This window comes from Streptomyces sp. NBC_01016, assembly GCF_026341035.1.
Taxonomy (GTDB): Bacteria; Actinomycetota; Actinomycetes; order Streptomycetales; family Streptomycetaceae; genus Streptomyces.
Genome location: NZ_JAPEOQ010000002.1, coordinates 1,443,228 through 1,469,940, shown reverse-complemented (window position 1 = coordinate 1,469,940; position 26,713 = coordinate 1,443,228). Strand labels below are relative to the sequence as shown.

The following is a 26,713-nucleotide window of genomic DNA, read 5'->3' as shown; positions in this document are numbered from 1 at the left end:
CGGACGGGGCCCCTTGCGTGCGGTGTCAGGCGGCTCGGGCCTCGGAGGGCGTGGAGCGGACGAACGCCCCGCCCTTCCACTGCCACTTGGCCTTCTCGTGGACGTCCGGGCGGTATCGGGGCACGGCGTCCGAGGAGTAACCGTCCAGGTCGGCGAGGACCGATCCGTCCTGTATGGCGAGCATGGTCGCCGAGTAGTTGTCCTTCGGTGTGACGAGCGTGGCGACGACGCGGGGCTTGGCTCCTGCGGGCTGTGTCACGACGTAGATGCCGCTGGGCGGGGTGCCGACGCCGGCGTCGCAGCGGACGACGGCGACCGTCTCCGGGCGTCCGTCGCCGTCCAGGTCCCCGGCGGCCTTCTTGACGACGGCGGTCTTGACGGGCCCGCAGTCGAGCGGGAAGTGCACGGCGGCGGGGTCGGGCGGGGCCACGGCCGCGGGCTTGCTCGCGGGTGACTCCTGGTCGGCCTGGGCCGCGGTGGCGGAATCGGGCTTGAGGAAGCCGGAGACCGCGACGACGGCGGCGAGGGCGGCCGCGGTGGCCAGCCAGTGGATGGGTCGTGTGGTGGTGTGCGCCAGTTCCGGGACGGCGGATTGCTGCACGAGGAGCGTCTCCTGTGAGGGCTGTGCCGGTGGGGGTGGCCAGCATCGTGCCATACGTCACAGTGCGCGGGAACGGTGGGGTCCGTTCTTTCTCTCGGTGATATCTGGTCCTGTTGCTGCCGTTACGCCAACGAACAAGCGCCGCCGCAGAGTTCCCGTGGGTGCGGGGGAACTCAGCGGCGGCGCTGTCGCGTTGTGCGGTTGTACGTTTTCGGTGACTCGGCCCGGTGGCTCAGCGGCCCCGGTTGCCGCCTGCGGCGTTGGGGCCGTCGTAGTCCTCGCCGTAGGCGCCCTTGGCGGGGCGGCGGCGGCGCATGGGCGGCTCGACGCCGTCCGCGAGGCGGCGGGCGGTGAGCAGGAAGCCGGTGTGGCCGATCATCCGGTGGTCGGGGCGGACGGCGAGGCCCTCCACGTGCCAGTTGCGGATCATCGACTCCCAGGAGGTCGGCTCGTTGAAGCAGCCGATCTCGCGGATGGACTCGACGGTGCGGGCGAGCTGCGTGGTGGTGGCCACGTAGCAGCACAGGATGCCGCCGGGGACGAGCGCCTTCTTGACGACGTCCAGGCACTCCCAGGGGGCGAGCATGTCGAGGATGACGCGGTCCACGTCACCGTCGGACAGGTTGTCCTGGAGGTCGCCGACGGTGAGCTGCCAGGCGGGGTGCGGTCCGCCGAAGTAGCGCTCGACGTTGCCCTTGGCGATCTCGGCGAAGTCCTCGCGGCGCTCGTAGGAGTGCAGCATGCCTTGGTCGCCGATGGCGCGCAGCAGGAAGCTGCTGAGCGAGCCGGAGCCCACACCCGCTTCCACGACGCGGGCGCCGGGGAAGATGTCGGCGAAGGCGAGGATCTGCCCCGCGTCCTTGGGGTAGACCACGGCGGCGCCGCGGGGCATGGACAGGACGTAGTCGGGGAGCAGGGGGCGCAGCGCGAGGTAGGCGACGTTTCCGGTGGTGCGGACAACGCTGCCCTCGGGTGCGCCGATCAGCTCGTCGTGCGGGAAGGAACCCTTGTGGGTGTGGAAGTTCTTTCCCTCTTCGAGCGTGAACGTGTAGTGGCGGCCCTTGGGGTCGGTCAGCTGTACCTGGTCCCCGACCGTGAAGGGCCCGCGCCTGCGGGCGGCACCGGTCGGTTCGGACATGTGAACAGCCTACCGGGCTTGGCGGGGGACGCCGACCACACGGCTCGTGCGACGTCTACTGCGACGTCTACGAAGGGCGGGCCATGGCCTTGACGAAGGCGCGTTCCACGTCGGCCGCGGAGAGGACTCCGTAGATGGCGCCGTTCTCCTCGACCACGAGGTATTCGGTGGCGGGGGTCTCGCGGAGGGTGTCGAGGAGTTCTTCGCCGGCGAGTTCGGCGGAGACGCGCATGCCGTCGGTGAGGTCCTGGGCGAGGCCGCTGACGGGGACCCAGGGGCGGCGGTGTTCGGGGATGCCGACGATGGCGGCCTCGCGGACGAGGGAGTGGGGGTCGCCGTCGGCGTCGACGACGACGAGGGCGCGGGCGCCCGCCTCGTTCGCCCGGCGCAGGGCTTCGGAGAGCGGGGTTTCGCTCTCGACGGGGACGGCGCGGCGGGTGAGGGTGCGGGCTCGCAGGTCGGGGAGGTGTTCGCGCAGCCGGGCCATGCGCAGGCTGTTGCCGGCGCCGGTCCAGATGATCGCGGCGAGGATGGCGGCCAGCAGCGCGTCCATGAGGGTGTCCATGCCGCCGGCTTCTTCGGCGCCTTCGCCGAGGGCGCCGGACTGGGTGAGCAGCGGCAGGCCGATGAGGACGGTGACGGCGAGGGCGCGGCCGACCCAGGCGGCGGCGATGGTGCCGCTCATGGGCTTGCCGGTGAGCTTCCAGACGACGGCGCGGAGCATGCGGCCGCCGTCGAGGGGCAGTCCCGGCAGGAGGTTGAACGCGGCGACGATCACGTTGGAGATCATCAGGCCCGCGAGGAGCACGCCGGGGACGGTGCCGGGTTCGACGACCCGCATCGCCGCATAGAAGACGCCGGAGAGGACGAGGGAGAGCAGGGGGCCCACGAAGGCGAGCATGAATTCGCGGCCGGGGGTCTCGGACTCCTTCTCGATCTCGGAGACGCCGCCGAAGAACTGCAGCTGGATGCGGCGCACCGGGAGCTTGTAGCGCAGCGCGACGACGGTGTGGGCGAGTTCGTGGATGAGTACGGAGGCGTAGAAGGCGACGGCGAAGAAGAGGGAGACCAGGTAGCGGGCGGCGCCGAGTTCGGGCAGCACGCGGTCGAGTTGGCCGCCGAACACCCAGGTGATCAGTGCCGCCACGAGGAACCAGCTGGGGGCGACGTACACCGGGACGCCGAAGGGGCGGCCCATGAGCAGTCCGCCGCGTGGTTCGGGGCGCTTGGTGGGGCCCTTGATGGCGCCCTTGCGTTTGCCGGAGGTGGCGGTGGCGCGCTCGGGGTGGCGGTCGTAGGGGTGCGCGGGCGGCGTGTCCTGCGACTGGGGCGTGGAGTCCGTGGCCGGGGTGGGGTCGGCCTGCGGGGTGCCGGGAGTCTGCGGGCCAGGAGTCTGCGGAGTGCCGGTGGACTGCGGGGCGTCGGGGGTCTGTTGCGGCGCCGCGCTGTCCGGTTCCGCGTCGGCCGGCTGCTGCGCTGCCGCGCTCTCCGGCTGCCCGGCAACCGCGTCCTGCGGTTCCGTGCCGGTCCCGCGCTCCCCCTGGTCCTGCGGCGTTTCGGCTTCTCCCGGATCCTGGGCCCCACTGGTTGCGCGGGCTTCGGTCGCGTCCGGCTCGACCGCGGCCGGAGGTCGGGGCGACGTCGCCTCCCCGGTGCCGGACTGCGGCTGGCCGCTCTCGTCCACGGTGATCCCTCGGTCCCCTCGTTCGAAGCGTTTCCCGCCGCCCGGCGGGACGTTCTGGCGTCGATGGTATGCGGACAGTGTCGACGGGCCCCCGTCGACTCCCCCGCGCCACGCTACGCAAGACGCGGCCCGCGTGCAGGTGCCTGACTGTCAGTGCGGCCCCGTATCGTCGTACGGCATGGAGACCAGCACCGATCAGGCCCCCGCGCGGCCGGCGGCCGCCCCGCCGGGGTCGCTCTCGCCGTCGCGCGCGAGCGACTTCATGCAGTGCCCGCTGCTGTACCGGTTCCGGGTGATCGACAAGTTGCCGGAGAAGCCGAGCGAGGCGGCGACGCGGGGCACGCTGGTCCATGCCGTCCTGGAGCGGCTCTTCGACGCGCCCGCGGACGAGCGGACGGCGCCGCGGGCCACGGCGCTGATCCCCGGCCAGTGGGAGCGCCTTCGGGAGTCGAAGCCGGAGCTGGCCGAGCTGTTCGCCGACGCCGGCGAGGGCGAGGAGGCCGCGGGCGAGCGGATGGCGCGCTGGCTCGGCGATGTGGAGCGCCTCGTGGAGCGGTGGTTCACGCTGGAGGATCCGACGCGGCTCGAGCCCGTGGAGCGGGAGCTCTTCGTGCAGGCCGAGTTGGAGTCGGGTCTGAAGCTGCGCGGGATCATCGACCGGGTGGACGTGGCGCCGACGGGCGAGGTGCGCATCGTCGACTACAAGACGGGCAAGGCGCCGCGCCCCCAGTACGCGGAGGGCGCGCTGTTCCAGATGAAGTTCTACGCCCTTGTGGTGTGGCGCCTGAAGGGGGTCGTGCCGCGCCGCCTTCAGCTCGTGTATCTGGGCAGTGGGGACGTGGTGACGTACGACCCGGTGGAGGCGGATCTGGAGCGGGTGGAGCAGAAGCTGCTCGCGTTGTGGGAGGCGATCCAGCAGGCGACGGAGACGGGCGACTGGCGGCCGAGGCCCACGAAGCTGTGCGGCTGGTGCGACCACCAGGCGGTGTGCCCGGAGTTCGGCGGCACTCCCCCGCCGTACCCGCTGCAGATCATCTCGGCGCCCCGGGCCGGGGCGGAGGACCTCCCGCAGGCATAGCAGGGCAGAATGGGCCGCCGGGTCTGTCGAAGGATCAAAGGAGAGTTTCGTGGCCATCCGCGTCCTACTGGTCGATGACCAGCCGCTGCTGCGTACGGGCTTTCGCATGATCCTGGAGGCCGAGCAGGACATCGCGGTGGTCGGCGAGGCCGGGGACGGTCTGCAGGCGCTCGACCAGGTGCGTGCCCTGCAGCCCGATGTGGTCCTGATGGACATCCGGATGCCGCGGATGGACGGTGTGGAGGCGACCCGGCAGATCTCGGGCCCCGGCAAGGACGGCCCGGCGAAGGTCCTGGTCCTGACCACGTTCGATCTCGACGAGTACGTGGTGGAGGCGTTGAAGGCGGGGGCCAGTGGCTTCCTGCTGAAGGACGCGCCCGCGGGCGAGCTGGTGCAGGCGATCCGGGTGGTGGCGGCCGGCGAGGCGATGCTGGCGCCCAGCATCACGCGTCGTCTGCTCGACAAGTACGCGGACCATCTTCCGTCCGGGGACGAGCCGGTCCCGGACACCCTGCACACCCTCACGGAGCGGGAGGTGGAGGTGTTGAAGCTCGTCGCGCGCGGCCTGTCCAACGCCGAGATCGCCGCCGACCTGTTCGTGAGCGAGACGACGGTGAAGACTCATGTCGGCCATGTGCTGACGAAGCTGGGCCTGCGCGACCGGGTGCAGGCGGCCGTGTACGCGTACGAGAGCGGATTGGTCCGCCCGGGCGCGCAGTAGGCAGTACCAGCGAAGGCGGCGGTCACCATCACGGTGACCGCCGCCTTCGTGTGCGTACGGGGCTCATCAGCCCTTGCTGATCTCCCAGAACCGGAAGACGGTCGACGCGTCGAGGCAGTTCTCCAGGCCGTACACGTCGGACTTGGCGACGGCGTACTGCTTGGCCTGCCAGACCGGCAGGATGGGCAGCTGGTCGGCGACGATGTTCTGCAGCTGCTCGTAGCGCGGGACCGTTCCGGAGCGGTCGCTCTGGGCGCCGGTCTCCGGGATGATCCTGCCGGTGATGGTGCTGTTGTCGTAGCGGTTGTCCAGGACGTTGCCCTTGCCGAAGAACGGCTGGGTGAAGTTGTCCGGGTCCGGGTAGTCGGGCACCCAGCCCTTGACGTAGACGCCGTACTTGCCGGACTTGATGTCCCGCTCGTACTGGGCGAATTCGACGGACTTCACGTCGGCGTCGAACAGGCCACTCGCGTTGAGCTGCTTGGCGATGGTCTTCAACTCGGCGTCGGTGGCGGGACCGTAGCGCGCGGGCGTGGACCAGAGCGTGAGCTTGACCGGCGTGTTGACGCCGTCGGCGCGCAGCGCGGCGGCCGCCCTGCTCTTCGAGGGGCGGGCCCCGTACTTGTCGAAGAAGGCGGTGTTGTGGCCGGTGATGCCCGCCGGAATGATCGAGTACAGCGACGTCGCGGTCTGGTCGTACACGTCGTCGATGAGGGCGTCGCGGTCGATGAGGTAGGCCATCGCCTTGCGGACGCCGATCTTGCCTGCGACCGGGTCGTCCATGTTGAAGACGAGGTGCTGGACCTCGGCGCTCGTGCCCTCGATGACGTCCAGGTTCTTGGTGCCGGACTTCTCGATGTCGGCGACGTCCTTGGCGGCAAGACCGCGGTAGGCGAGGTCGAGATTCCCGGCGAGCAGCGACTTCTTCAGGCCCGCCTGGTCACCGTGGAAGAACTTCATGGTGACGCCCTGGTTCTTGACCTTGGCGGTGCCCTCGTACTTGGCGTTGACCGAGAAATCGGCCTGCTTCTTGCCGAAGGAGTCGAGCTTGTAGGGGCCCGAGCCGACGGCCTTGCCGTCGTTACGCAGCTTGTCCGCGGGGTACGCGGTGTGGTCGACGATCGATCCGGCGCCCGAGGCGATCTTGCTGGGGAAGGTCGCGTCGGCGGACTTGAGCCTGAAGGTGACGGTCCTGGCGTCCGGGGTCTCGACCTTGTCCAGCATCGGGAACATGATCGCGGGGCCGGCCTCGTCGTTGATCCGCATCATGCGGTCGAAGGAGAACTTGACGTCCTTCGACGTGAGCGCGTGACCATTGCTGAACTTCAGCCCCTCGCGCAGCGTGCACGTATAGACCTTGGTCGCGCTGTCGCTGAAGTGGCACTCCTTGGCGGCTTCCGGCTGCGGCTCGGTGCCTCCCTTGGGGAAGCTGAGCAGCGACTGGAAGACGTTGTTGAACAGCAGCCACGAGCCGGGGTCGTAGCCGGAGGCCGGGTCGGTGGCCTGGATGTCGTCGGACATTCCCATGACCACGGCGTTGCCGTCGTCGGCGGAGTCGCTCTCGTCAGAGCCACAGCCGGTCAGGAGTGCCGCGGCGAGTCCCGCGCCGAGGGGCATGACCAGCCACTGGTTGCGCATTCTCACGTACGTGCCTTGTCGTCGGTCGAGCGGACGGGCAGGGGCCGGCCCGCCAGTGGACCGGCCCCGGGGTGGGCTCAGCCGCTGACGCCGCGGCCCAGCTCCCACAGCTGGAGGATCGAGGAGGCGGACAGCGCCCACTCCACCCCGGTGATGTCGTCGCGGGCGGCGACGTACTGCTTGCCCTGCCACAGCGGGAGGACGGGCACGTCGTCGGCGACGAGGTTCTGGATCTGCTGGATGGGCTTGGACGCGGTGAGCCGGTCGGCCTCGCGGCGCTCGGCCGGGATCAGGTCACCGCGGATGCTGCTGTTGGTGTACGGGGACGCCAGGAAGTTGTCCTTGTCGAGGAACGGCGCGAGGAAGTTGTCGGCGTCCGGGAAGTCGGGGAACCAGCCGAGGCCGTAGACGTCGTACTTCCCCTTGAGCTGGGCGTCGCGGTAGGTGTCCCAGACGTCGCCCTTGATGTCGACGTGGAACAGACCGCTGGCGTTCAGCTGCTTCTGAAGGACCTCGAACTCCTTCTTGGTGGCCGGCCCGTAGTGGTCGCTCGTGTAGTGCAGCGTGAGCTTGACGGGCGTGCTGATGCCGGCCTGCTGCAGGATCGATGCGGCCTTGGTCCTGCTCGGGTTGCCGTACTTGTTGAAGAACGAGTTCTGGTGGCCCGTGATGCCGCTGGGCACGAGCGAGTACAGCGGCTCGGCGCCGTTGCCGTACACGTCGGAGGCGATCTCGCCGCGGTCCACGAGCTGCGCCATGGCCTGCCGGACGGCCTTGTCCCTGACGGTGGTCGCCTTGGTGTCGAAGCCGAGGTAGCGGATCTCCATGCCGGGCATCTCGACCAGGTTGACGTTCTTGGGCGCGCTGTCGGAGTACTTCTTGATCTGCTCCGGCGACATGGTGCGCGTCATCATGTCGATGTTGCCCTTTTCCAGCGCCTTGCCCATGGCGCCGGCGCTGGTGAAGGAGTCCAGCTCCACCTTGTCGTTCTTCGGCTTCAACTGACCCTTGTAGTTGGGGTTCTTGGTGAAGACGGTCCTGACGACGGCGTCGTTCTTGACGGTGGCCTTCAGGGTGTACGGGCCGGAGCCGTTCACCTCGAAGCCCTTGCGCAGCTTGTTCTTCGGGTACTCGTCGGGGTCGACGATGCCGGCGGAGGGCGTGGCCAGCTTGTACGGGAACGTGGCGTCCGGGGACTTGAGGTGGAAGATGACCTCGCGGTCGCCCTGCGTCTCGATGGTGTCGATCGAGGAGAGCAGACCGTAGGAGCCGCTGTCGCTCTTGATGTTCCTGACGCGGTCGATGGAGTACTTCACATCGGCCGCGGTGATCGGCTTGCCGTCGGCGAACTTGAGGTCCTTGCGCAGCTTGCAGGCGTAGCGCTCGCTGCCGCTGTCGGAGAATATGCAGCTCTGCGCGGCCTCGGGCACGGGTTCGCCGCTGCCGCTGCGCGGCATCGCCATGAGCGTCTGCACGGTCTGGCGCAGCACGTTCCAGGACCCGGTGTCGTAGGCGTACGCCGGGTCGAACGGCGCGGGTACCTTCCCGGAGGCGATGAACCGGTCCGTGGTGCCGACCTTGATCGCATCGCCGCCCGCGTCCCCGCTGTCGGAGCCGCCGCACGCGGCGAGCACGGGGGCAAGCAGGCCGATGACGACCGGCAGCACCAAAGTCTTGCGGTTCATGCTCGAAGTTCTCCAGAGCTGTTGAACCCGCCGGCCCGGCGAAAGGGGTGGGACGCGTGGGCGACGGGAGGGTACGGCGATGTTCTCGCGACGACATTAATGGGCGTGCCGCCACGGTTCGCGGGCGCGGGATCCGACCTTTCATCACGCTGTGGAATCAGGCGTGGACGCACCGAAAACACCTCAGGAGGAAGGTTCGTCGCATGGGGTGGCCAATCGGGACACAAGGGCACCGCCCGCCGCACGGAAAGCGGCCGCACAGCATGTACCCGGCAAGCTGTCGACCCTCGGACAAGTGGGAAAGGTCACACCCGTAACGAGCCTGTCGTACGCACAGATTCAGCCACCCCGCGGACTTCAGGACGTCATGAGCCCCTGCAGGAAAGGCACGTTGACGTGTTCCAGGGAGCGGACGACGGTGCGCCGGGGCGCGGGCTCGATCGGCGACACGGACGGCACGGCGACGACCTGGCAGCCCGCCGCCTCGGCCGAGGTGACGCCGGTGGCGGTGTCCTCGATGACGGCGCAGCGGGCGGGCTCGGCGCCGAGGCCCGCGGCCGCGAGGAGGTACGGGTCGGGGTGCGGCTTGGTCCGTGAGACCTCGTCACCGGCGATGGTGAGGCGGAAGTTGGCCGGTCCGAGCGAGTCCAGGACGCGGTCGATGATGCGCCGGTGGGAGGCGGAGACGAGCGCCGCCGGCACGTCGTGCGCGGCGAGTTCGGCGAGGAGTCTCGCGGCCCCCGGCATCAGCGGCAGGGAACTGCTGATGCGCTTCTCGAAGCCGTCGTTGAGCAGCACGGTCAGCTCGGGCAGGGTGATGTCCGCGCCGGTGGCCTCGATGAGGAAGCCGGCGCTGCGGGTCATGGGCCCGCCGACGACGACATGGCGCCAGGAGTCGTGGAGGGCGTGGCCGAGTTCGGCGAAGACGGCCACCTCGGCGTCCCACCAGAATCCCTCGGTGTCGACGAGTGTTCCGTCCATGTCGAGGAGCACGGCCTGAAGCGTGGAGCCTTCGGCCGTTCGGGTACCGAGTGCGGGGACCGTACTGGTCATCCGTACACCTCCATGAGGGACGAAGAGGCCGGTTGCCCCCTTTCGAACACAAGGGCAACCGGCCTGCGCTGGACCGACCAGTGTACGGCTGGTCGCAATTACCGCGCGTTGAAGTACTTCGCCTCGGGGTGGTGGATGACGATCGCGTCCGTGGACTGCTCGGGGTGGAGCTGGAACTCCTCGCTGAGCTGGACGCCGATCCGCTCCGGCTCCAGGAGTTCCGCGATCTTCGCGCGGTCCTCCAGGTTCGGGCAGGCACCGTAGCCGAGGGAGAAGCGGGCGCCCCGGTACTTCAGGGCGAACATGTCCTCCATCTCGGCCGGGTCCTCGCCGGCGAAGCCCAGCTCGGCTCGGGTCCGGGCGTGCCAGTACTCGGCGAGGGCCTCCGCCAACTGCACGGACAGACCGTGCAGTTCGAGGTAGTCGCGGTAGGAGTCGGACGCGAACAGCTTCGCCGTCTCCTCGCCGATCCGCGAGCCGACCGTGACGACCTGGAGGCCGACCACGTCCGTCTCGCCGGACTCCTCCGGGCGGAAGTAGTCCGCGAGACACAGGCGGCGGCCGCGGCGCTGGCGCGGGAAGGTGAACCGGGTCCGCTCGTTGCCCGCGTCGTCCAGGATGATCAGGTCCTCGCCCTTGGACACGCACGGGAAGTAGCCGTGCACGACGGCCGCTTCGAGCATGTTGTCCGTGTGCAGCTTGTCGAGCCAGCCGCGAAGCCGCGGCCTGCCCTCGGACTCCACCAGCTCCTCGTACGAGGGTCCGTCGCCGCTGCGCGCCTGGCGCAGGCCCCACTGGCCCTTGAAGAGGGCGCCCTCGTCGAGCCAGGACGCGTACTCCTTGAGCTGGATGCCCTTGATGACGCGGGTGCCCCGGAACGGCGGCTCGGGCACCGGGTTGTCGACGGCGACGTCGGAGCGCACGGGGCCCTCGTCGGGCGTCTCCTCGACCACCACGTCGCGCTTCGGGACGCGGCGCTGCTTCAGCTCCGGCAGGGTCGCGCCGGGCACGCCGCGCTTGACCGCGATGAGCGCGTCCATCAGGCGCAGGCCCTCGAACGCGTCGCGGGCGTAGCGGACTTCGCCCTCGTAGATCTCGTGCAGGTCCTGCTCGACGTACGCGCGGGTGAGGGCGGCTCCGCCGAGGATCACCGGGAAGTCGGCGGCCATCTTGCGCTGGTTGAGCTCCTCCAGGTTCTCCTTCATGATCACGGTCGACTTGACCAGGAGACCCGACATGCCGATGACGTCGGCCCGGTGCTCGGCGGCCGCGTCGAGGATCGCGGAGACGGGCTGCTTGATGCCCAGGTTGACCACGTTGTAGCCGTTGTTGGACAGGATGATGTCGACGAGGTTCTTGCCGATGTCATGGACGTCGCCGCGCACGGTGGCGAGGACGATGGTGCCCTTGCCCTCCGAGTCGGACTTCTCCATGTGCGGCTCCAGGTAGGCCACCGCGTTCTTCATGACCTCGGCGGACTGGAGCACGAACGGCAGCTGCATCTGGCCGGATCCGAACAGTTCGCCGACGACCTTCATGCCCTCCAGGAGGGTGTCGTTGACGATGTCCAGGGCGGGCCGGGTCTCAAGGGCGTCTTCGAGGTCGGCCTCCAGGCCGTTCTTCTCGCCGTCGATGATGCGCCGCTGCAAGCGCTCCTCCAGCGGCAGCGCCGCCAGTTCCTCGGCCCTGCCGGCCTTCAGCGACTTCGTGGTGGCGCCCTCGAAGAGCGCCATCAGCTTCTGCAGCGGGTCGTAGCCCTCCGCGCGGCGGTCGTGGATCAGGTCGAGGGCGGTCTGCACCTGCTCCTCGTCGAACCGCGCGATCGGCAGGATCTTGGAGGCGTGCACGATCGCCGAGTCCAGGCCCGCCTTCACGCACTCGTCGAGGAAGACCGAGTTGAGGAGGATGCGGGCGGCCGGGTTGAGGCCGAACGAGATGTTCGACAGACCCAGCGTCGTCTGGACGTCCGGGTGGCGGCGCTTGAGTTCACGGATCGCCTCGATGGTGGCGATGCCGTCTCCCCGGGACTCCTCCTGACCGGTGCAGATCGTGAACGTCAGGCAGTCGATGAGGATGTCGGACTCGAGGATGCCCCAGTTCCCGGTGAGGTCGTCGATCAGCCGCTCGGCGATCTGGACCTTGTGCTCGGGGGTGCGGGCCTGGCCCTCCTCGTCGATGGTCAGCGCGATCAGCGCGGCGCCGTGCTCCTGGGCCAGCTTGGTGACCTTCGCGAAGCGGGACTCGGGGCCGTCCCCGTCCTCGTAGTTCACGGAGTTGATGACCGCGCGGCCACCGAGCTTCTCCAGGCCGGCCCGGATCACAGGGACCTCGGTCGAGTCCAGCACGATCGGCAGCGTCGAGGCGGTGGCGAAGCGGCCGGCCAGCTCCTGCATGTCGGCGACGCCGTCGCGGCCCACGTAGTCGACGCACAGGTCGAGCATGTGCGCGCCCTCGCGGATCTGGTCGCGGGCCATCTCCACGCAGTCGTCCCAGCGGGCCTCGAGCATGGCCTCGCGGAACTTCTTCGAGCCGTTGGCGTTGGTGCGCTCGCCGATCGCCATGTACGCGGTGTCCTGGCGGAACGGCACCGTCTGGTAGAGCGAGGCGGCGCCCGGCTCGGGCTGCGGGGTGCGGGGCGTCGGCTCGGTGCCGCGGACGCGCTCGACGACCTGGCGCAGGTGCTCGGGCGTCGAGCCGCAGCAGCCGCCGATCAGCTGGAGGCCGAAGTCGCGGACGAACGTCTCGTGGGCGTCGGCCATCTCCGGCGGGGTCAGCGGGAAGTGCGCGCCGTCGCTCGTGAGGACGGGCAGGCCGGCGTTCGGCATGCACATCAGCGGCGTCGTCGAGTGGCGGGCGAGATAGCGCAGGTGCTCGCTCATCTCGGCGGGGCCCGTGGAGCAGTTGAGGCCGATGAGGTCGATGCCGAGCGGTTCGAGGGCGGTGAGCGCGGCGCCGATCTCCGAGCCGAGCAGCATCACGCCGGTCGTCTCGAAGGCGAGCGAGCACACCAGCGGGACCGAGACACCGAGCGCGTCCATCGCCCGGCGGGCGCCGATGAGGCTGGACTTGGTCTGCAGCAGGTCCTGCGTGGTCTCGACGATCAGCGCGTCGGCGCCGCCCGCGAGCAGGCCCTCGGCGTTCTTCTGGTAGCCGTCGCGGATCGTGGCGTAGTCGATGTGGCCGAGCGAGGGCAGCTTGGTGCCGGGGCCGATGGAGCCGAGCACCCAGCGCTGCCGGCCGTCCTTGGCCGCGAACTCGTCGGCGACCTCGCGGGCGAGGCGGGCGCCCGACTCGGACAGCTCGTGGATGCGGTGGGCGATGTCGTACTCGGTGGCGGCCGTGTGGTTCGCGCCGAAGGTGTTCGTCTCGACGCAGTCCACGCCCACGGCGTAGTACTCCTCGTGCACGGAGCGCACGATGTCGGGCCGGGTCAGGTTGAGGATCTCGTTGCAGCCCTCGAGGTTCTCGAAGTCCTCCAGGGTCGGGTCCTGCGCCTGCAGCATGGTGCCCATCGCTCCGTCGGCCACCACGACGCGGGTGGCGAGGGCTTCTCGGAGGGCGTCCACACGGGCGCGGGGATCGGATGCGGGCGTTGGCAACGAGGCCATGAAAGTTCTCCCAGAGGTGCGACGGCTGTCGGCTTTGCGGCTCCACTCCCGGAGGCGCACCCGGTCAGGGTAACGGGGACGATGGTCCCGTCGCGGGGACGTCCACAAGCCGGAACGGCGTGCGCGTGTCGTGGCCGGAAGCATCCGATGGAAATATTGGCGCACGCCGCGCTCGCCGGAGGTCGGCAACGACCGATACTGTTCAGCATTGCCGAACGTTGCTTGGCGACTCCAGCCAGCGACCTGCCAGCGAGAAGAACCGAGGGAGGAAGGGACTGCGATGGCACGCAACATCCAGTCGCTCGAACGGGCCGCGGCCATGCTCCGGTTGCTCGCGGGCGGCGAGCGGCGGCTCGGCCTCTCGGACATCGCCGCCGCGCTCGGCCTCGCCAAGGGCACGGCACACGGCATCCTGCGTACCTTGCAGGCCGAGGGTTTCGTGGAGCAGGACTCCGCCTCGGGGCGCTACCAGTTGGGCGCCGAGCTGCTGCGCCTGGGCAACAGCTACCTGGACGTGCACGAGCTGCGGGCGCGCGCCCTGGTGTGGACGGACGACCTGGCCCGCTCCAGCGGCGAGGCGGTCTACCTCGGTGTGCTGCACCAGCAGGGCGTGCTGATCGTGCACCACGTCTTCCGGCCCGACGACAGCCGGCAGGTCCTTGAGGTGGGCGCGATGCACCCGCTGCACTCCACGGCCCTGGGCAAGGTGCTCTCCGCGTACGACCCGGTGGCGCACAGCGAGGCCCTGGAGGCCGAGCGCAAGGGCTTCACGGCGCGCACGGTGTGCGACTCCGCCGACCTGGAGGCGGTGTTCGATCTCACCCGTGCGCGCGGGTACGCCGCCGATGTCGAGGAGACCTGGGAGGGCGTGGCCTCGGTCGCGGCCCCGATCCACGACCGGCACCGGATGCCGGTGGGTGCGGTGGGCATCACTGGTGCGGTGGAGCGGGTCTGCAAGGACGGTGAGCCGGGGGCGCTGCGCCCCGAGCTGATCGCGGCCGTCCGCGACTGCGCCCGCGCCGTCTCCCGCGATCTGGGCGCAAGCCGCTTCTGAGGCACGCCCACCGGGGCTCAAGGTGCAGGCCGCACCGATCCGAGTGACCATCGTTGAACGCCCCACCGGCCTGTCGCCCCACAACGGCGGGCCGATCACCGCAGGCGATCAATAACGATCGCGCAATCGATAAAAGATCCCTTGACGAGCCAAGACCCGCAGAGCGAGACTCGCGTCCATCGGTCGGCATTGTCGAACACCTACCGGCAATACGCGTTAGAGTGTGAACAGGCCAGACCGGACCCGACCCTCGCCTGAGGGCTCGGACCACCGGAAAGGGACCCGGGAGGTTCGTTACTCGGGTTTTCCCCTGGACGAAGGACAAAGGAGTCGCGGGTGTCCAGCCACGACATCTTCCTCGGCGAGACCATCGGTACCGCCGTACTCGTTTTGCTCGGCGGTGGCGTGTGCGCCGCCGTCACTTTCAAGCGCTCCAAGGCGTTCAACGCCGGCTGGGTCGCCGTCGCGTTCGGCTGGGGCTTCGCGGTTCTGACCGGTGCCTACATGGTGGGCGGCGTCTCCGGCGCCCACCTCAACCCCGCCGTCACCGTCGGCCTCGCCATCGAGGGCGGCACCAAGTGGAGCGACGTACCGCTCTACCTGGTCTCCCAGCTCTTCGGCGCCATGATCGGCGCGGTGCTGGTCTGGCTGGCCTACTACGGGCAGTTCCACGCCCACCTGACCGACCGCGAGGTTCTCGCCGCGCACAACGGCACGGACGGCGACGAGGGCATGGTCGACCCGAAGGCCGCCCCCGAGGCGGGCCCCGTGCTCGGCGTCTTCTCCACCGGTCCGGAGATCCGGAACCTGGCGCAGAACCTCATGACGGAGATCATCGCCACGGTCGTGCTCGTCCTGGCGATCCTCACGCAGGGCCTCAACGACGACGGCAACGGCCTGGGCGTCCTCGGCGCCCTCATCACCGCGCTCGTCGTGGTGAGCATCGGTCTCTCCCTCGGTGGTCCGACCGGCTACGCCATCAACCCCGTCCGTGACCTCGGCCCGCGCATCGTGCACGCGCTCCTCCCGCTGCCCAACAAGGGTGGCTCGGACTGGTCGTACGCCTGGGTGCCGGTGGTCGGCCCGCTCATCGGCGGTGCCCTCGCCGGCTTCATCTACAAGCTGTTCTGAGCGACGCCGCCGAGACCGACCACTTACGTACGACGAGGAGCACACCGTGACCGACGCACACACCACCGGCCCCTTCATCGCGGCGATCGACCAGGGCACCACGTCCAGCCGCTGCATCGTGTTCGACAAGGACGGCCGGATCGTCTCCGTCGACCAGAAGGAGCACGAGCAGATCTTCCCGAAGCCGGGCTGGGTCGAGCACGACGCGAACGAGATCTGGGCCAACGTCCAGGAGGTCGTCGCCGCAGCCGTCACCAAGGCCGGCATCACCCGCGACGACATCAAGGCCATCGGCATCACCAACCAGCGCGAGACGACGCTGCTCTGGGACAAGAACACCGGTGAGCCCGTCCACAACGCCATCGTCTGGCAGGACACCCGCACCGACGCCCTGTGCAAGGAGCTCGGTCGCAACGTCGGCCAGGACCGCTTCCGCCGCGAGACCGGCCTGCCGCTGGCCTCGTACTTCGCCGGCCCGAAGGCCCGCTGGCTGCTCGACAACGTCGAGGGCCTGCGCGAGCGCGCGGAGCGCGGCGACATCCTCTTCGGCACCATGGACACCTGGGTCATCTGGAACCTGACGGGCGGTGTCAACGGCGGCAAGCACTTCACCGACGTCACCAACGCCTCCCGCACGATGCTGATGAACCTGCACGAGATGGAGTGGGACGAGCGCATCTGTTCCTCCATCGGCGTCCCGATGTCGATGCTCCCGGAGATCCACTCCTCCGCCGAGGTCTACGGCGAGGTCACCGGCGGCAAGCTGGGCGACCTGCTCGGCGGCATCCCGGTCGCCTCGGCGCTCGGCGACCAGCAGGCGGCCCTGTTCGGCCAGACCTGTTTCGCCGAGGGCGAGGCCAAGTCCACGTACGGCACCGGCACCTTCATGCTGATGAACACCGCGGACAAGGCCATCAACTCGTACTCCGGGCTGCTGACCACGGTCGGCTACCAGATCGGCGACCAGAAGCCGGTCTACGCGCTCGAGGGCTCGATCGCCGTCACGGGCTCCCTGGTGCAATGGATGCGCGACCAGATGGGCCTGATCAAGTCGGCCGCCGAGATCGAGACGCTGGCCTCCAGCGTCGAGGACAACGGTGGCGCGTACTTCGTGCCCGCCTTCTCCGGCCTGTTCGCCCCGTACTGGCGCCCCGACGCCCGCGGTGTGATCACCGGCCTGACCCGGTACGTCACCAAGGCGCACATCGCGCGCGCCGTCCTGGAGGCCACGGCCTGGCAGACCCGTGAGATCAGCGACGCCATGACGAAGGACTCCGGCGTCGAGCTCACGGCCCTCAAGGTCGACGGCGGCATGACCTCCAACAACCTGCTGATGCAGACCCTCTCGGACTTCCTGGACGCGCCGGTGGTGCGCCCGATGGTCGCCGAGACGACCTGCCTCGGCGCCGCCTACGCCGCCGGTCTCGCCGTCGGCTTCTGGTCCAACACCGACGAGCTCCGCGCCAACTGGCGCCGGGCCGCCGAGTGGACCCCCCGCATGGACGCGGACACCCGCGACCGTGAGTACAAGAGCTGGCTCAAGGCCGTCGAACGGTCCATGGGCTGGCTCGAAGACAGCTCTGTCGAGGAGTAAGACCCCACGATGACTACCCAGTCCACCCTGCAGACCGTGCCTGCCCTCGGAACGCACCCGGTCGCCGGTTCCAACCCGAGCCGCGCCGAGACCCGCGAGCAGCTTTCCAAGGCGACGTACGACCTCCTGGTCATCGGCGGCGGCATCCTGGGCATCTCCACTGCCTGGCATGCGGCGCAGTCCGGTCTCAGGGTGGCCCTGGTCGACGCCGGCGACTTCGCCGGCGCCACGTCCTCCGCGTCTTCCAAGCTGCTCCACGGCGGTCTGCGCTACCTGCAGACCGGTGCGGTGAAGCTGGTCGCGGAGAACCACTTCGAGCGGCGTGCGGTGTCCCGCAATGTGGCCCCGCACCTCGCCAACCCCCTGACCTTCTACCTGCCCGTCTACAAGGGCGGCCCGCACGGCGCGGCCAAGCTGGGCGCGGGTGTCTTCGCGTACAGCGCGCTGTCCGCGTTCGGTGATGGTGTGGGGCACCTTCTGAGCCCGTCGAAGGCGCAGCAGGACGTTCCCGAGCTGCGTACGGAGAACCTCAAGGCCGTTGCCGTGTACGGCGACGACCAGATGAACGACGCGCGGATGGCGCTGATGACGGTCCGCGCGGCCGTCGACGCGGGCGCCGTCGTCCTGAACCACTCCGAGGTCACCGGGCTGCGCTTCACGAACGGCCGGGTCACCGGCGCCGAGCTCAAGGACCGTACGAGCGGTGACGAGTTCGGGGTCAACGCCCGCCTGGTGCTGAACGCGACGGGCCCCTGGGTCGACCACCTGCGCAAGATGGAGGACCCGAACTCGGCGCCCTCGATCCGGCTGTCGAAGGGTGCCCACCTGGTCCTCAAGCGGACCTCGCCGTGGAAGGCCGCGCTCGCGACCCCCATCGACAAGTACCGCATCACCTTCGCCCTCCCCTGGGAGGACATGCTGCTGCTCGGTACGACCGACGAGGAGTACGAGGGTGACCCGGCGGACGTCTCGGTCAACGAGAAGGACATCGACCAGATCCTCGACGAGGCCGCATTCTCCGTGCGCGACCAGCAGCTGAAGCGGGACCTGATCACGTACTCCTTCGCCGGTCTGCGGGTGCTGCCCGGTGGCCCCGGCGACACGTCGAAGGCCAAGCGCGAGACGGTCGTCTCCGAGGGCAAGGGCGGCATGCTGTCCGTCGCGGGCGGCAAGTGGACGACGTTCCGGCACATCGGCCGCACGGTCATGCAGAAGCTGGAGGCGCTGCCGGGGCACCCGCTCGGTGACGACTTCGAGCGGATCAGCGAGCTGCCGAAGAAGCTGCCGCTCCCCGGTGTCGCCAACCCGCGCGCCGTCGCGCACCGCCTCCTCGTCGACAGCCCGGCGCCCGGTCCGCGGATGGGCGCCGACACCGCCAAGCACCTGGCGACGCACTACGGTTCGCTGTCCTTCGACATCGCCCGGCTCGCCAACGAGAACCCGGAGCTCGCCGAGCGGGTGCACCCGGACGCGCCGGAGATCTGGGCGCAGGTCGTGTACGCGCGTGACCACGAGTGGGCCGAGACGCAGGACGATGTGCTGCGCCGTCGTACGACGCTGACGATCCGCGGCCTGGCCACGGATGACGTGCGCGCGAAGGTGCAGGACGTGCTCGACAAGAAGTAGTCCCCGGACAGGCGGAAGGGGCGGCTCCCACGGGGGGTGCCGCCCCTTTCGCTTGCGCGGCGCCGGGGTTGCGGGGCTCTAGCTGTCGTCGTCCGCGTCCAGGATCGAAAACTCCAACTTGCCCAGGAGGCGGGCGAGTTGGCGGCGTTCGGCTGGGGTGATGGCGGCGAGCATGCGCTCCTCGTTGGCCAGGTGGTCGGTGAACACCTCGTCCACCTTGGCGAGTCCGGTGTCGGTGAGCCGGGAGTAGACGACCCGGCGGTCCTCGGCGTCCCGCTCGCGGACTATCAGGCCGTCCTTCTCCAGGCGGTCCATGCGCAGGGTGACCCCGGCGGACGAGACGAGCCCCGAGTCGGCGAGCTGCCCTGCGGTGAGCCGGTACGGCTTGCCCGCACGACGCAGCGCGGTCAGCACGTCGAAGCCGGCGACGGACAGGCCGTGCCGCTCGATCGACGCGTTGAGCTTGGTGTTGTAGCGCAGGAACGAGCGGTGCAGGCGGGCCAGCACCTCCAGCGGTCCTGTGTCGAGCTCGGGCCGCTCCCGCGCCCAGTCCGCCACGATCTGTGTCACGGCGTCGTGCCGCTTCGCCTTCCGCTCGGCCATCCCCGTCCCCTCGCACGTCTCACGGGCGGGCGCGAATTGTTACGCCCCTGAAAATTCTACCCCTGAAGCGATCACGGTAGGGGCGGACGGCGCCCCGGCCGTCAGCGGGCCGCGCGGCGGCGCCTGCCGATCACGCCGACCAGTATCACCGCCGCGAGTGCGGCGGCGGCCGGAACGACGGCCTTCTTCAGGAGTACGGGCAGGGCGGCGGCGCCGAGGTCGACGGCCTCCGGTTCGGCGGGGACCGCCGGTGCGGCGAGGGCCGCCGGTGCGGCGGACTCCATCTGCGGACCGGACATCAACTCCGCGAGACGGTCGGCGAATTGGCCGACGATGCGGTCGCCGACCTCGGTCATGATGCCGCGCCCGAACTGGGCGGGCCTGCCGGTGATGTCGAGGTCGGTGCGGACCCGGACGCGGGTGCCGGCGGGGTCGGCGACGAGTTCCGCCGTGACGGTCGCGGAGGCCGTGCCCGCGCCGCGGGTCTCGCTGCCGCTGAGGCCGAGCCGCATGGTGCGGGTGGCCTCGTCGCGGGCCACGGTGCCCTCGCCCCGGTAACTCATCTGCACCGCGCCGACCTTGACCTTCACGCGGCCGGTGAAGGTGTCGCCGTCGAGGGTGTCGAGGACGGCGCCGGGCATGCAGGGGGCCACGCGGCCGAGGTCGTGGAAGAGCTTCCAGGCGTCGTCGGGCGCGGCCGGGACGGTGAAGGTGTGGTCGAGTTGCATGGCGGGGTTCTTTCTTCCGGTCGTGGGTCAGTGAGTGGCGGCGGGAGCGTCGCGCAGCAGGTCGCGGATGCGGCTGGGCGAGAGCGGGCCGCGGCGGACCACGATGCCGAAGGGGCGCAGCGCGTCCTCGACGGCGTTCGCGAGAACGGCCTGCGGAGCGATGGCGCCGCCCTCGCCGAGGCCCTTCACTCCGAGGTCGTTCATGGGGCTCGGCGAGTGGATCTCGTCCATGTCGAGGTCGGGGATCTCGGAGGAGGTGGGGACGAGGTAGTCCATGTACGTGCCGGTGCGGGGCTGGCCGTCGGGGCCGTAGATCATCTCCTCGTAGAGGGCGCCGCCGATGCCCTGGGCGATGCCGCCGGTGACCTGGCCCTCGGCGATGAGCGGGTTGACGATGACACCGGCGTCGTGGACGACGACGTACTGGAGGATCTCCAACTCGCCGGTGTGCTCGTCGACTTCGACGACGGCGGCGTGCGCTCCGCTGGCGACGGCGAAGCCTGGCGGGCGGAAGTGGACGGTCTCGCTGAGTTCGGTGCCGTGTCGGCCGTCGGTGGGTTCGGGGTTGCCGGGGAGCGGGGCGCGCCCCGCGAGTTCGGCGAGGGTGAGGGTGGGCCCGTCGGGCGTCCTGGTGGTGAACACACCGTCGGTGAGGGTGAGTTCGGCGACCGGGACGCCGAGTCGGCGGGCGGCGAGGTCGAGGGCCTTTTCGCGTACGAGTTTCCCGGCCCGGTGGGTCGCGTTGCCCGCGTTGACGAGGGCGCGGCTGGCGATGGTGCCGACGCCGAAGGGGGTCTTGTCGGTGTCCCCGCCCACCACGTCGATGATGTCCAGCGGGACGCCGAGCGCGTCGGCGGCGATCTGCGCCATGGAGGTGCGGTGGCCCTGGCCCTGCGAGGGCGCACCGATGGCGAGTTTGACGCGGCCGCTGGGGGCGATGTCGATGCGCGCGGTCTCGAACGGCCCGAGCCCGGTGGCCTCGATGTACATGGCGTAGCCGACGCCGATGTGCTTGCCGTCGCGCGGTGCACGGCGAGTGGTGTCCACCTTGGCGCGGGCGCGGCGCAGCAGTTCGGGGAAGTCACCGGAGTCGTACGACTGAGGGTTTCCGGAGCGGTCGACGAGACCGGTCGTGTACGGCATGTCGTCGGGGCCGATGAGGTTGCGGGCTCTCAACTCGGCCGGTTCGAGCCCGAGTTGTGCGGCGAGCCGGTCCATGGCCCGCTCCATCGCGAACACCGTCTCGGGGCGCCCCGCACCCCGGTAGGGCGTGGCGAATGCGGTGTTGGTGAGGACGCCGAGGACGTCGATGTCGACGTTCGGGATCCGGTAGGGGCCGAGGAGGTGGCACAGCGAGTTGTACGGGACGACCAGGCCGGTCATGTTGTACGCGCCGAAGTTGACGGTGATGCGGTCGCGTACGGCGAGGAGTCTGCCGTCGGCGTCGGCGGCGAGTTCGATGCGGTGGATCTGCTCGCGGGCGTGCGAGGCGGCGGTGAGGTTCTCGTTGCGGTCCTCGCGCCAGACTACGGGGCGGCCCAACTTGCCTGCCGCGTAAGGGATCAGCATTTCCTCTACGTAGAGGATGCCCTTCTGGCCGAAGCCGCCGCCGACGTCGGTGGCGATGACACGGACGGATTCGGCGTCGAGGCCGAGGGTGGTGGCGATGGACTCGCGGACACGGTGCGGGGTCTGGGTGTTGGACCAGACGGTGAGGCCTCCGCTGTAGGGGTCGACGCGGGCGGCGACTGCGCGGGTCTCGATGGGCGAGGCGACGTAGCGGTGGGCCCGGAACTCCTCGCTGATGACGGTGTGCGCGGCGGCGAACGCGGCGTCCGGGTCGCCCACTTGGGTGGCGACGGCCACCGCCGTGTTGTCCGGCAGGTCCTCGTGGAGCAGCGGGGCGCCGTCCGCGAGGGCGCGGTCCGGGTCGACGAGGACGGGCAGCGGCGCGTAGCGGACGTCGACGCGTTCGAGGGCGTCCTCGGCGAGGTAGCGGCTGTCGGCGAAGACGATGGCGACGGGCTCGCCGACGTAGCGGACCTTGTCGGTGGCGAGCAGCGGCATCGGGGTCACGGCGACGCGCGGGGCGAGGAGTTCGGCGAGGCGGGGCGGGGTGCGCAGCTCCTCCTTGTTCAGGAGTGGCGCGAGGTGGGCGACGTCGGCGCCCGTCCACACGGCGAGGACGCCCGGGGCGTCGAGCGCGGCGGTCACGTCGACCGACTCGATGCGGGCGTGGGCGTGCGGGCTGCGCAGGACGGCGGCCTCGGCGGCGCCGGGCAGCTCGATGTCGTCGACGTAGCGGCCGTTGCCGCGCAGCAGGCGGTCGTCCTCGACGCGGGGAACGGGGCGGCCGATCCAGGGGGCGGGCATGCGGGTCACTTCCCTCGCTGTGCGTCGGTGGAGGTGGTGATGGCGGTGGCGGTGGCGGTGTCACTTTCGACCTCGTACGTCTCGTCGAGGGCACGGGACAGCGCGCGGCGGATGTTGCGGTAGCCGGTGCAGCGGCACAGGTGGCCGCTGAGCGCGTCGGCGACCTCGGTGTCGCCCGGCCGCTCGCCCTGTTCGGTCAGGGCCGTCGCCGTCATGAGGAAGCCGGGGGTGCAGAACCCGCACTGCATGCCGTGGCACGCGTGGAAGGCCTCCTGCACCGGGGTGAGCGGCGCGTCCGGCCGGGCCAGGCCCTCGACGGTGCGCAGTTCGGCGCCTTCGCACTGCACGGCGAGCGTGAGGCAGGAGCGGACGGGCGTGCCGTCGACCAGGACGGTGCAGGCGCCGCACACGCCGTGCTCGCAGCCGACGTGCGTACCGGTGAGCCGGAGCCGGTCGCGCAGGAAGTCGCTGAGCAGCAGCCGGGATTCGACCTGGGCGGTGACGGGTTCGCCGTTCACGGTGAGGCGGACCTCGTGCCAGCCGGAGGGTTCGGCGAGCGGCGGCGTCCGCACGGCCTTGGGAGTGGCGGCGGGCGTGGGTGTCGTGGCGGTCATCGGGTGCGCTCCCATGCGGTGGTGCAGGCGCGGGCGAGGAGGTGGGCGGCGGCCTCGCGGCGGTACGCGGCCGTGGCGTGGACGTCGTCGGACGGGTCGAGGTGCGCGAGGGCGGCTTCGCGGGCGGCGTCTTGGGCGGCCGGCCCCGCGTCGGTGCGGGTCAGCGCCGCTTCGGCGGCGGGCAGCCGGACCGGGGTGGGGCCGACGCCGCAGAAGACGACGCGGGCGGTGCTCACGGCGGGGCCCGAGCGTTCGAGGAGGACGGCGACGCCGACCGTGGCGAAGTCGCCGTGCCGGCGGGCGAGTTCCTCGAAGGCCCAGCCGCCGCGGCGGGCCGGGAACACGACCTCGGTGAGGAGTTCGTCCGGTTCCACGGCGGTCTGGAAGGTGGCGACGAAGAACTCCTCGGCCGCGACGGTGCGCTCCCCCGCCGGCCCCGCGATGACGAAACGGGCGTCCAACGCCACGGCGGCGGTGGGGAGTTCGGCGGCCGGGTCGTGGTGGACGAGGCTGCCGCAGACGGTGCCGCGGGCCCGGATCTGCGGGTGTCCGATGTGACCGATCGCGGCGGCGAGCAGCGGCCAGCCTTCGCGGAGCCGGGGGTCGGCGGCCGCGGCGGACTGACGGACGGCGGCGCCGATGCGCAGCGCGCCCGACGCGTCGACGGAGAGGTCACCGAGGCCGGGGATGCGCGTGATGTCGACGAGGAGCCCGGGGCGGGCGAGCCGCATGCTCAGCATCGGGATCAGCGACTGGCCGCCGGCCACCACCTTGGGCTCGCGGTCCTCGTCGGCGAGCAGCGCGAGCGCCTCCGGGACGGAGTGCGGCGCGCTGTAGTCGAAGGGTGTGGGTTTCAAGCCGTCTGCCACCAGGCCTCTCGGATCGGTAGAGCGGGTACGGGTGCACCTCAGGCCATGTACCTAAGGCGCCATGCGTCCAAGGCCATGCACCTGGAGCCATGTACCTAAGGCCTGAAATGATTGATGCTGAAGTACCTTCTTGGCAAGAGGCAGCGATAGGTCCGTTCAAACCAGTGTTTTCAACGGTTACCGTTTTGAACGGTCGTGCAGAAGCTTGCCAGCCCATCGGCTCGACTACTGTTGCGCCGTGGACGGACAGCACGAGACGCAGGAGAGGCGGCGCGGCCGCTCCCACGACCCCGCGGGGAACCGGAGGGCCGTGCTCGAAGCGGCCCGGCGGCTGTTCGCGGCCCACGGATACCAAGGCGTCGGCATCCGGGCGATCGCCACCGAGGCCGGCGTGACGCCCGGCCTCGTGATGTCGTACTTCGGGTCCAAGGACGGCCTCTTCCGCGCCGTCGTCGGCGAGGGGACCGGCGTCACGGCCGCCCTGCTCGACGAGGCGGGCAACGATCCGGCCGGCCTCCCGGGGGCCCTCGCCCACTCCTACCTCGACCGCTGGGACCGCCTCTCCGCCGAGGACCCGCTGGCCGCGCTGATCCGCTCGGCGCTCAACCACCCGCCCAGCGCACAGCAGTTGAGCGAGCTCCTGGAACGGCTGGTGACCGGGCCCCTGCGGGGCGTACTCGGCGAGAGCCCCGAGGCGACGGCCAGGATCGGCATGATCCGCAGCGTCCTGTTCGGCGTCATCATGGAGCGCTACCTGTTCGCGCACGAGCCGGCCCGCTCGGTGCCGACGGCCGACCTGGAGCCGCTGCTCGCGGACGTACTGGCCGCGGCCATCGGCACGCCCGCGGCGGGCGCCGCCGGGCCGACGCGCCCCGAGGACTCCCCCGCCACCGACGCCGACACCCGCGCCTTCGCCGCCCTCACCGACTGCGCCGACCGCTACCGCACCCTGATCGGCCGTGCCGTCAAGCGGCACGGCATCGGCCTCGCCGCCTTCGAGGTGCTCGCCGAGCTGAGCCGCGCCCCGGCCCCGCACCGCCGCACCATGGGCGAGCTGGCGGCGGCGGGCGCGGTCCGGGCCGGCGGGATGACCCAGCACGCGGACCGACTGGAGCGGGCCGGGCTCATCGAGCGGGAGCGGGACGACCGGGACCGGCGGATCGTGTACCTGCGCCTCAGCGGGGCGGGGCGGGAGCTGGTCGACCGGGTGGCCGAGGAACGTACGGCGGCCGAGCGGGAGCTGCTCGACGGGCTCGGGGTGGACGAGCGGCGCCAACTGCGGGTACTGATGGGGGTGTTGGGCGCGACCCTCGCGGACCCGCCGGACCCCGCGTGACATCGGGCGCTCACGCGACGGCGGCGCCGGGGGCACCTGCCTCCGACGCCGCGACACCCCCACCCTCCGTTACGAGTTGAGCTCTTCCAGCGTCTTCCCCTTCGTCTCCACCGCGAACAGGGCGATCACCGCGCCCACCATCGCCACGGCCGCCAACTGGGCGAAGACCAGGCCGAGTCCGCCGCCCGAGCCGATGATCGCGCCGACCGTGATCGGGCCGAGGATGACGCCGAGCCGGTTCCACAGGCCGCCGAAGGCCGCGCCGGTGGCCCGGTTCCGCGTCGGGTACAGCTCCGGCGAGTAGAGATAGAGGCCCGCGTTGATCGCGTAGACGAAGAACGTCGTGCAGGACGCGAACAGCGCGACCTGGATCCCCGACGTGACCCCGACCAGGGCCAGGATCCCGAGGGTGAGCGCCGTGCCGCCGAGCGCGGCGACCAGGGCGGGGCGGCGGCCGATCCGGTCGATGAGGAGCGCGACGACGAAGGTGCCGACCAGGCCGGTGATGTTGCTGAGCAGCGTGTAGACCAGCGCGGTCGTCAGGTCGAGGCCGAAGTTCTTGGTGTAGAGCGAGGGCAGCCACGTCGAGATGCCGTGGTTGACGTAGTACGCGACGAACCACAGCCCGGACAGGACGGCGGTGCGTCGCAGATAGCGGCCGGTGAACAGGTCCCGCAGCCGGCCGCGCCCGGTCTCCGCCACGGGCGCGGGACCGGGCTCCGGCAGCGGTTCGCCGACGGCCCGCTCGACCTCGCCCTCGATCCGGGCGATGACCTGCTCGGCCTCCTCCAGACGCCCCTGCGAGAGCAGCCACCGCGGCGACTCGGCGACCTGCTTGGGCAGCGCCACCGCGATCAGGACAGGCAGCGCGCCGAGTACGAACATCGCGCGCCAGCCCAGGTTCGGCACGACCCACACCGCGACGAGGCTGGCCGCCGCGAGTCCGGCCGGGAAGATCATCTCGTAGAGCAGGACGAAGCGGCCGCGCTTGTCGGAGCGGGAGATCTCGTTGATGTACGTGGCCGCGACCGGGACGACGCCGCCGATGCCGAGCCCCTGGACGAACCGGAAGAGCGAGAACAGCTCGATCCCGTTCGCCATGGCGACCGCGAGGCTGGCGACGCCGGTGATCGCGACGCCCAGGGCCACCGTGCGCACCCTGCCGATCCGGTCCCCCAGCCACCCGGCGACCAGCGCGCCGAACAGCATGCCGACGGATCCCGTGGTGACCGCGAAGGTCGCCTGCCCCGTGCTCAGGTGCCAGTCCTTGATGAGGACGGGCAGCGCGGAGGCGGCCAGGAGCTGGTCGAAGGCCTCGAAGAACGTCACGGCGCCGATCAGGAAGCGCACCTTGACGTGCCAGCGGGAGTGCGGCAGCCGTTCGAGTCTGGCCGCGATCGAGCCGAGGCCCTGCTTGCCGGATTCTCCGGCTTTACCGGCCACAGTCGTCATGGAGGGGTCCTTCCGCGAGCACGCGAACACGAGGGGATTGCGGCGACAGTAGAAGCCAACTCCTTAGCGGTCAATGGTTAGGCGCTTAGGCATCTGAAGTCATGAGAAGCACGAAGCTTCCGGCGGC

Annotated in this window: 20 protein-coding genes; 7 read left to right on the top strand and 13 right to left on the bottom strand. The window is 70.4% G+C overall.

All coding sequences use genetic code 11. The annotated features are described in order from the left end of the window. Positions 1–25: 25 nt before the first annotated feature. From OG746_RS33410 to OG746_RS33400, 3 genes are all read right to left on the bottom strand, one after another. Complete coding sequence (locus OG746_RS33410) at positions 26–601, bottom strand: hypothetical protein (protein WP_266721491.1); 576 nt, start codon at positions 599–601, stop codon at positions 26–28. Positions 602–833: 232 nt separating this feature from the next. After that, a complete protein-coding gene (locus OG746_RS33405) occupies positions 834–1,739 on the bottom strand; it encodes a tRNA (adenine-N1)-methyltransferase (RefSeq protein WP_266721490.1) in 906 nt (301 codons plus the stop codon). Between the two features lie 67 nt (positions 1,740–1,806). Further along, the gene (locus OG746_RS33400) at positions 1,807–3,423 is read right to left on the bottom strand and encodes a site-2 protease family protein (protein WP_266721488.1); all 1,617 of its coding nucleotides are present in this window, start codon (positions 3,421–3,423) and stop codon (positions 1,807–1,809) included. 178 nt (positions 3,424–3,601) lie between these two features. On the opposite strand from OG746_RS33400, the gene OG746_RS33395 reads away from it, so the two are divergent. Together OG746_RS33395 and OG746_RS33390 are read left to right on the top strand one after the other, a co-directional pair. Then, complete coding sequence (locus OG746_RS33395; RefSeq protein WP_266721486.1) at positions 3,602–4,501, top strand: RecB family exonuclease; 900 nt, start codon at positions 3,602–3,604, stop codon at positions 4,499–4,501. A 49-nt stretch (positions 4,502–4,550) separates the two neighbouring features. After that, positions 4,551–5,222 carry a response regulator gene (locus tag OG746_RS33390; RefSeq protein WP_266721484.1) on the top strand — a complete coding sequence of 224 codons (672 nt, stop codon included), beginning with the start codon at positions 4,551–4,553 and terminating at the stop codon, positions 5,220–5,222. A gap of 66 nt (positions 5,223–5,288) precedes the next feature. Here the strand turns inward: OG746_RS33390 and OG746_RS33385 are convergent, their stop codons facing one another. The 4 genes from OG746_RS33385 to metH all read right to left on the bottom strand — a co-directional run bounded on the left by OG746_RS33385 (position 5,289) and on the right by metH (position 13,206). Continuing rightward, the gene (locus OG746_RS33385) at positions 5,289–6,866 is read right to left on the bottom strand and encodes an ABC transporter substrate-binding protein (RefSeq protein WP_266721483.1); all 1,578 of its coding nucleotides are present in this window, start codon (positions 6,864–6,866) and stop codon (positions 5,289–5,291) included. 71 nt (positions 6,867–6,937) lie between these two features. Then, positions 6,938–8,545: an ABC transporter substrate-binding protein gene (locus OG746_RS33380; protein ID WP_266721481.1), complete on the bottom strand. Its 1,608-nt coding sequence runs from the start codon at positions 8,543–8,545 to the stop codon at positions 6,938–6,940. 357 nt (positions 8,546–8,902) lie between these two features. After that, positions 8,903–9,598 carry an HAD family hydrolase gene (locus OG746_RS33375; RefSeq protein ID WP_266721479.1) on the bottom strand — a complete coding sequence of 232 codons (696 nt, stop codon included), beginning with the start codon at positions 9,596–9,598 and terminating at the stop codon, positions 8,903–8,905. 98 nt (positions 9,599–9,696) lie between these two features. Beyond that, positions 9,697–13,206 carry a methionine synthase gene (gene metH / locus OG746_RS33370; protein ID WP_266721477.1) on the bottom strand — a complete coding sequence of 1,170 codons (3,510 nt, stop codon included), beginning with the start codon at positions 13,204–13,206 and terminating at the stop codon, positions 9,697–9,699. 280 nt (positions 13,207–13,486) lie between these two features. Here metH and OG746_RS33365 point away from each other — a divergent pair, with 280 nt between their 5' ends. From OG746_RS33365 to OG746_RS33350, 4 genes are all read left to right on the top strand, one after another. Then, entirely contained in the window at positions 13,487–14,260 is a 774-nt protein-coding gene (locus tag OG746_RS33365) for an IclR family transcriptional regulator (RefSeq protein ID WP_266721475.1), read from the top strand. Between the two features lie 336 nt (positions 14,261–14,596). Next, positions 14,597–15,391 (top strand): MIP/aquaporin family protein, encoded by a 795-nt coding sequence (locus tag OG746_RS33360; protein ID WP_266721473.1) that lies wholly within the window; start codon positions 14,597–14,599, stop codon positions 15,389–15,391. A 46-nt stretch (positions 15,392–15,437) separates the two neighbouring features. Continuing rightward, on the top strand, positions 15,438–16,985 hold the full coding sequence (gene glpK / locus OG746_RS33355) for a glycerol kinase GlpK (RefSeq protein WP_266721471.1): 1,548 nt from the start codon (positions 15,438–15,440) through the stop codon (positions 16,983–16,985). A 9-nt stretch (positions 16,986–16,994) separates the two neighbouring features. Continuing rightward, complete coding sequence (locus OG746_RS33350; protein WP_266721470.1) at positions 16,995–18,611, top strand: glycerol-3-phosphate dehydrogenase/oxidase; 1,617 nt, start codon at positions 16,995–16,997, stop codon at positions 18,609–18,611. Between the two features lie 78 nt (positions 18,612–18,689). Here the strand turns inward: OG746_RS33350 and OG746_RS33345 are convergent, their stop codons facing one another. From OG746_RS33345 to OG746_RS33325, 5 genes are all read right to left on the bottom strand, one after another. Further along, the gene (locus OG746_RS33345) at positions 18,690–19,214 is read right to left on the bottom strand and encodes a MarR family winged helix-turn-helix transcriptional regulator (protein WP_266721468.1); all 525 of its coding nucleotides are present in this window, start codon (positions 19,212–19,214) and stop codon (positions 18,690–18,692) included. 101 nt (positions 19,215–19,315) lie between these two features. Then, entirely contained in the window at positions 19,316–19,942 is a 627-nt protein-coding gene (locus OG746_RS33340) for an SRPBCC family protein (protein ID WP_266721466.1), read from the bottom strand. A gap of 27 nt (positions 19,943–19,969) precedes the next feature. Beyond that, on the bottom strand, positions 19,970–22,315 hold the full coding sequence (locus tag OG746_RS33335; RefSeq protein ID WP_266721464.1) for a xanthine dehydrogenase family protein molybdopterin-binding subunit: 2,346 nt from the start codon (positions 22,313–22,315) through the stop codon (positions 19,970–19,972). A gap of 5 nt (positions 22,316–22,320) precedes the next feature. Next, the gene (locus OG746_RS33330) at positions 22,321–22,929 is read right to left on the bottom strand and encodes a (2Fe-2S)-binding protein (protein ID WP_266721462.1); all 609 of its coding nucleotides are present in this window, start codon (positions 22,927–22,929) and stop codon (positions 22,321–22,323) included. Continuing rightward, positions 22,926–23,786, bottom strand: coding sequence for an FAD binding domain-containing protein (locus tag OG746_RS33325; protein WP_266721460.1), 861 nt, complete (start codon positions 23,784–23,786; stop codon positions 22,926–22,928). Before OG746_RS33325 ends, OG746_RS33330 begins: the two co-directional genes overlap by 4 nt. Positions 23,787–24,036: 250 nt before the next feature. Here OG746_RS33325 and OG746_RS33315 point away from each other — a divergent pair, with 250 nt between their 5' ends. Next, positions 24,037–25,134 (top strand): TetR/AcrR family transcriptional regulator, encoded by a 1,098-nt coding sequence (locus OG746_RS33315; protein WP_323179714.1) that lies wholly within the window; start codon positions 24,037–24,039, stop codon positions 25,132–25,134. A gap of 69 nt (positions 25,135–25,203) precedes the next feature. Here the strand turns inward: OG746_RS33315 and OG746_RS33310 are convergent, their stop codons facing one another. Further along, positions 25,204–26,586 carry an MFS transporter gene (locus OG746_RS33310; protein ID WP_266721458.1) on the bottom strand — a complete coding sequence of 461 codons (1,383 nt, stop codon included), beginning with the start codon at positions 26,584–26,586 and terminating at the stop codon, positions 25,204–25,206. Positions 26,587–26,713 lie beyond the last annotated feature (127 nt).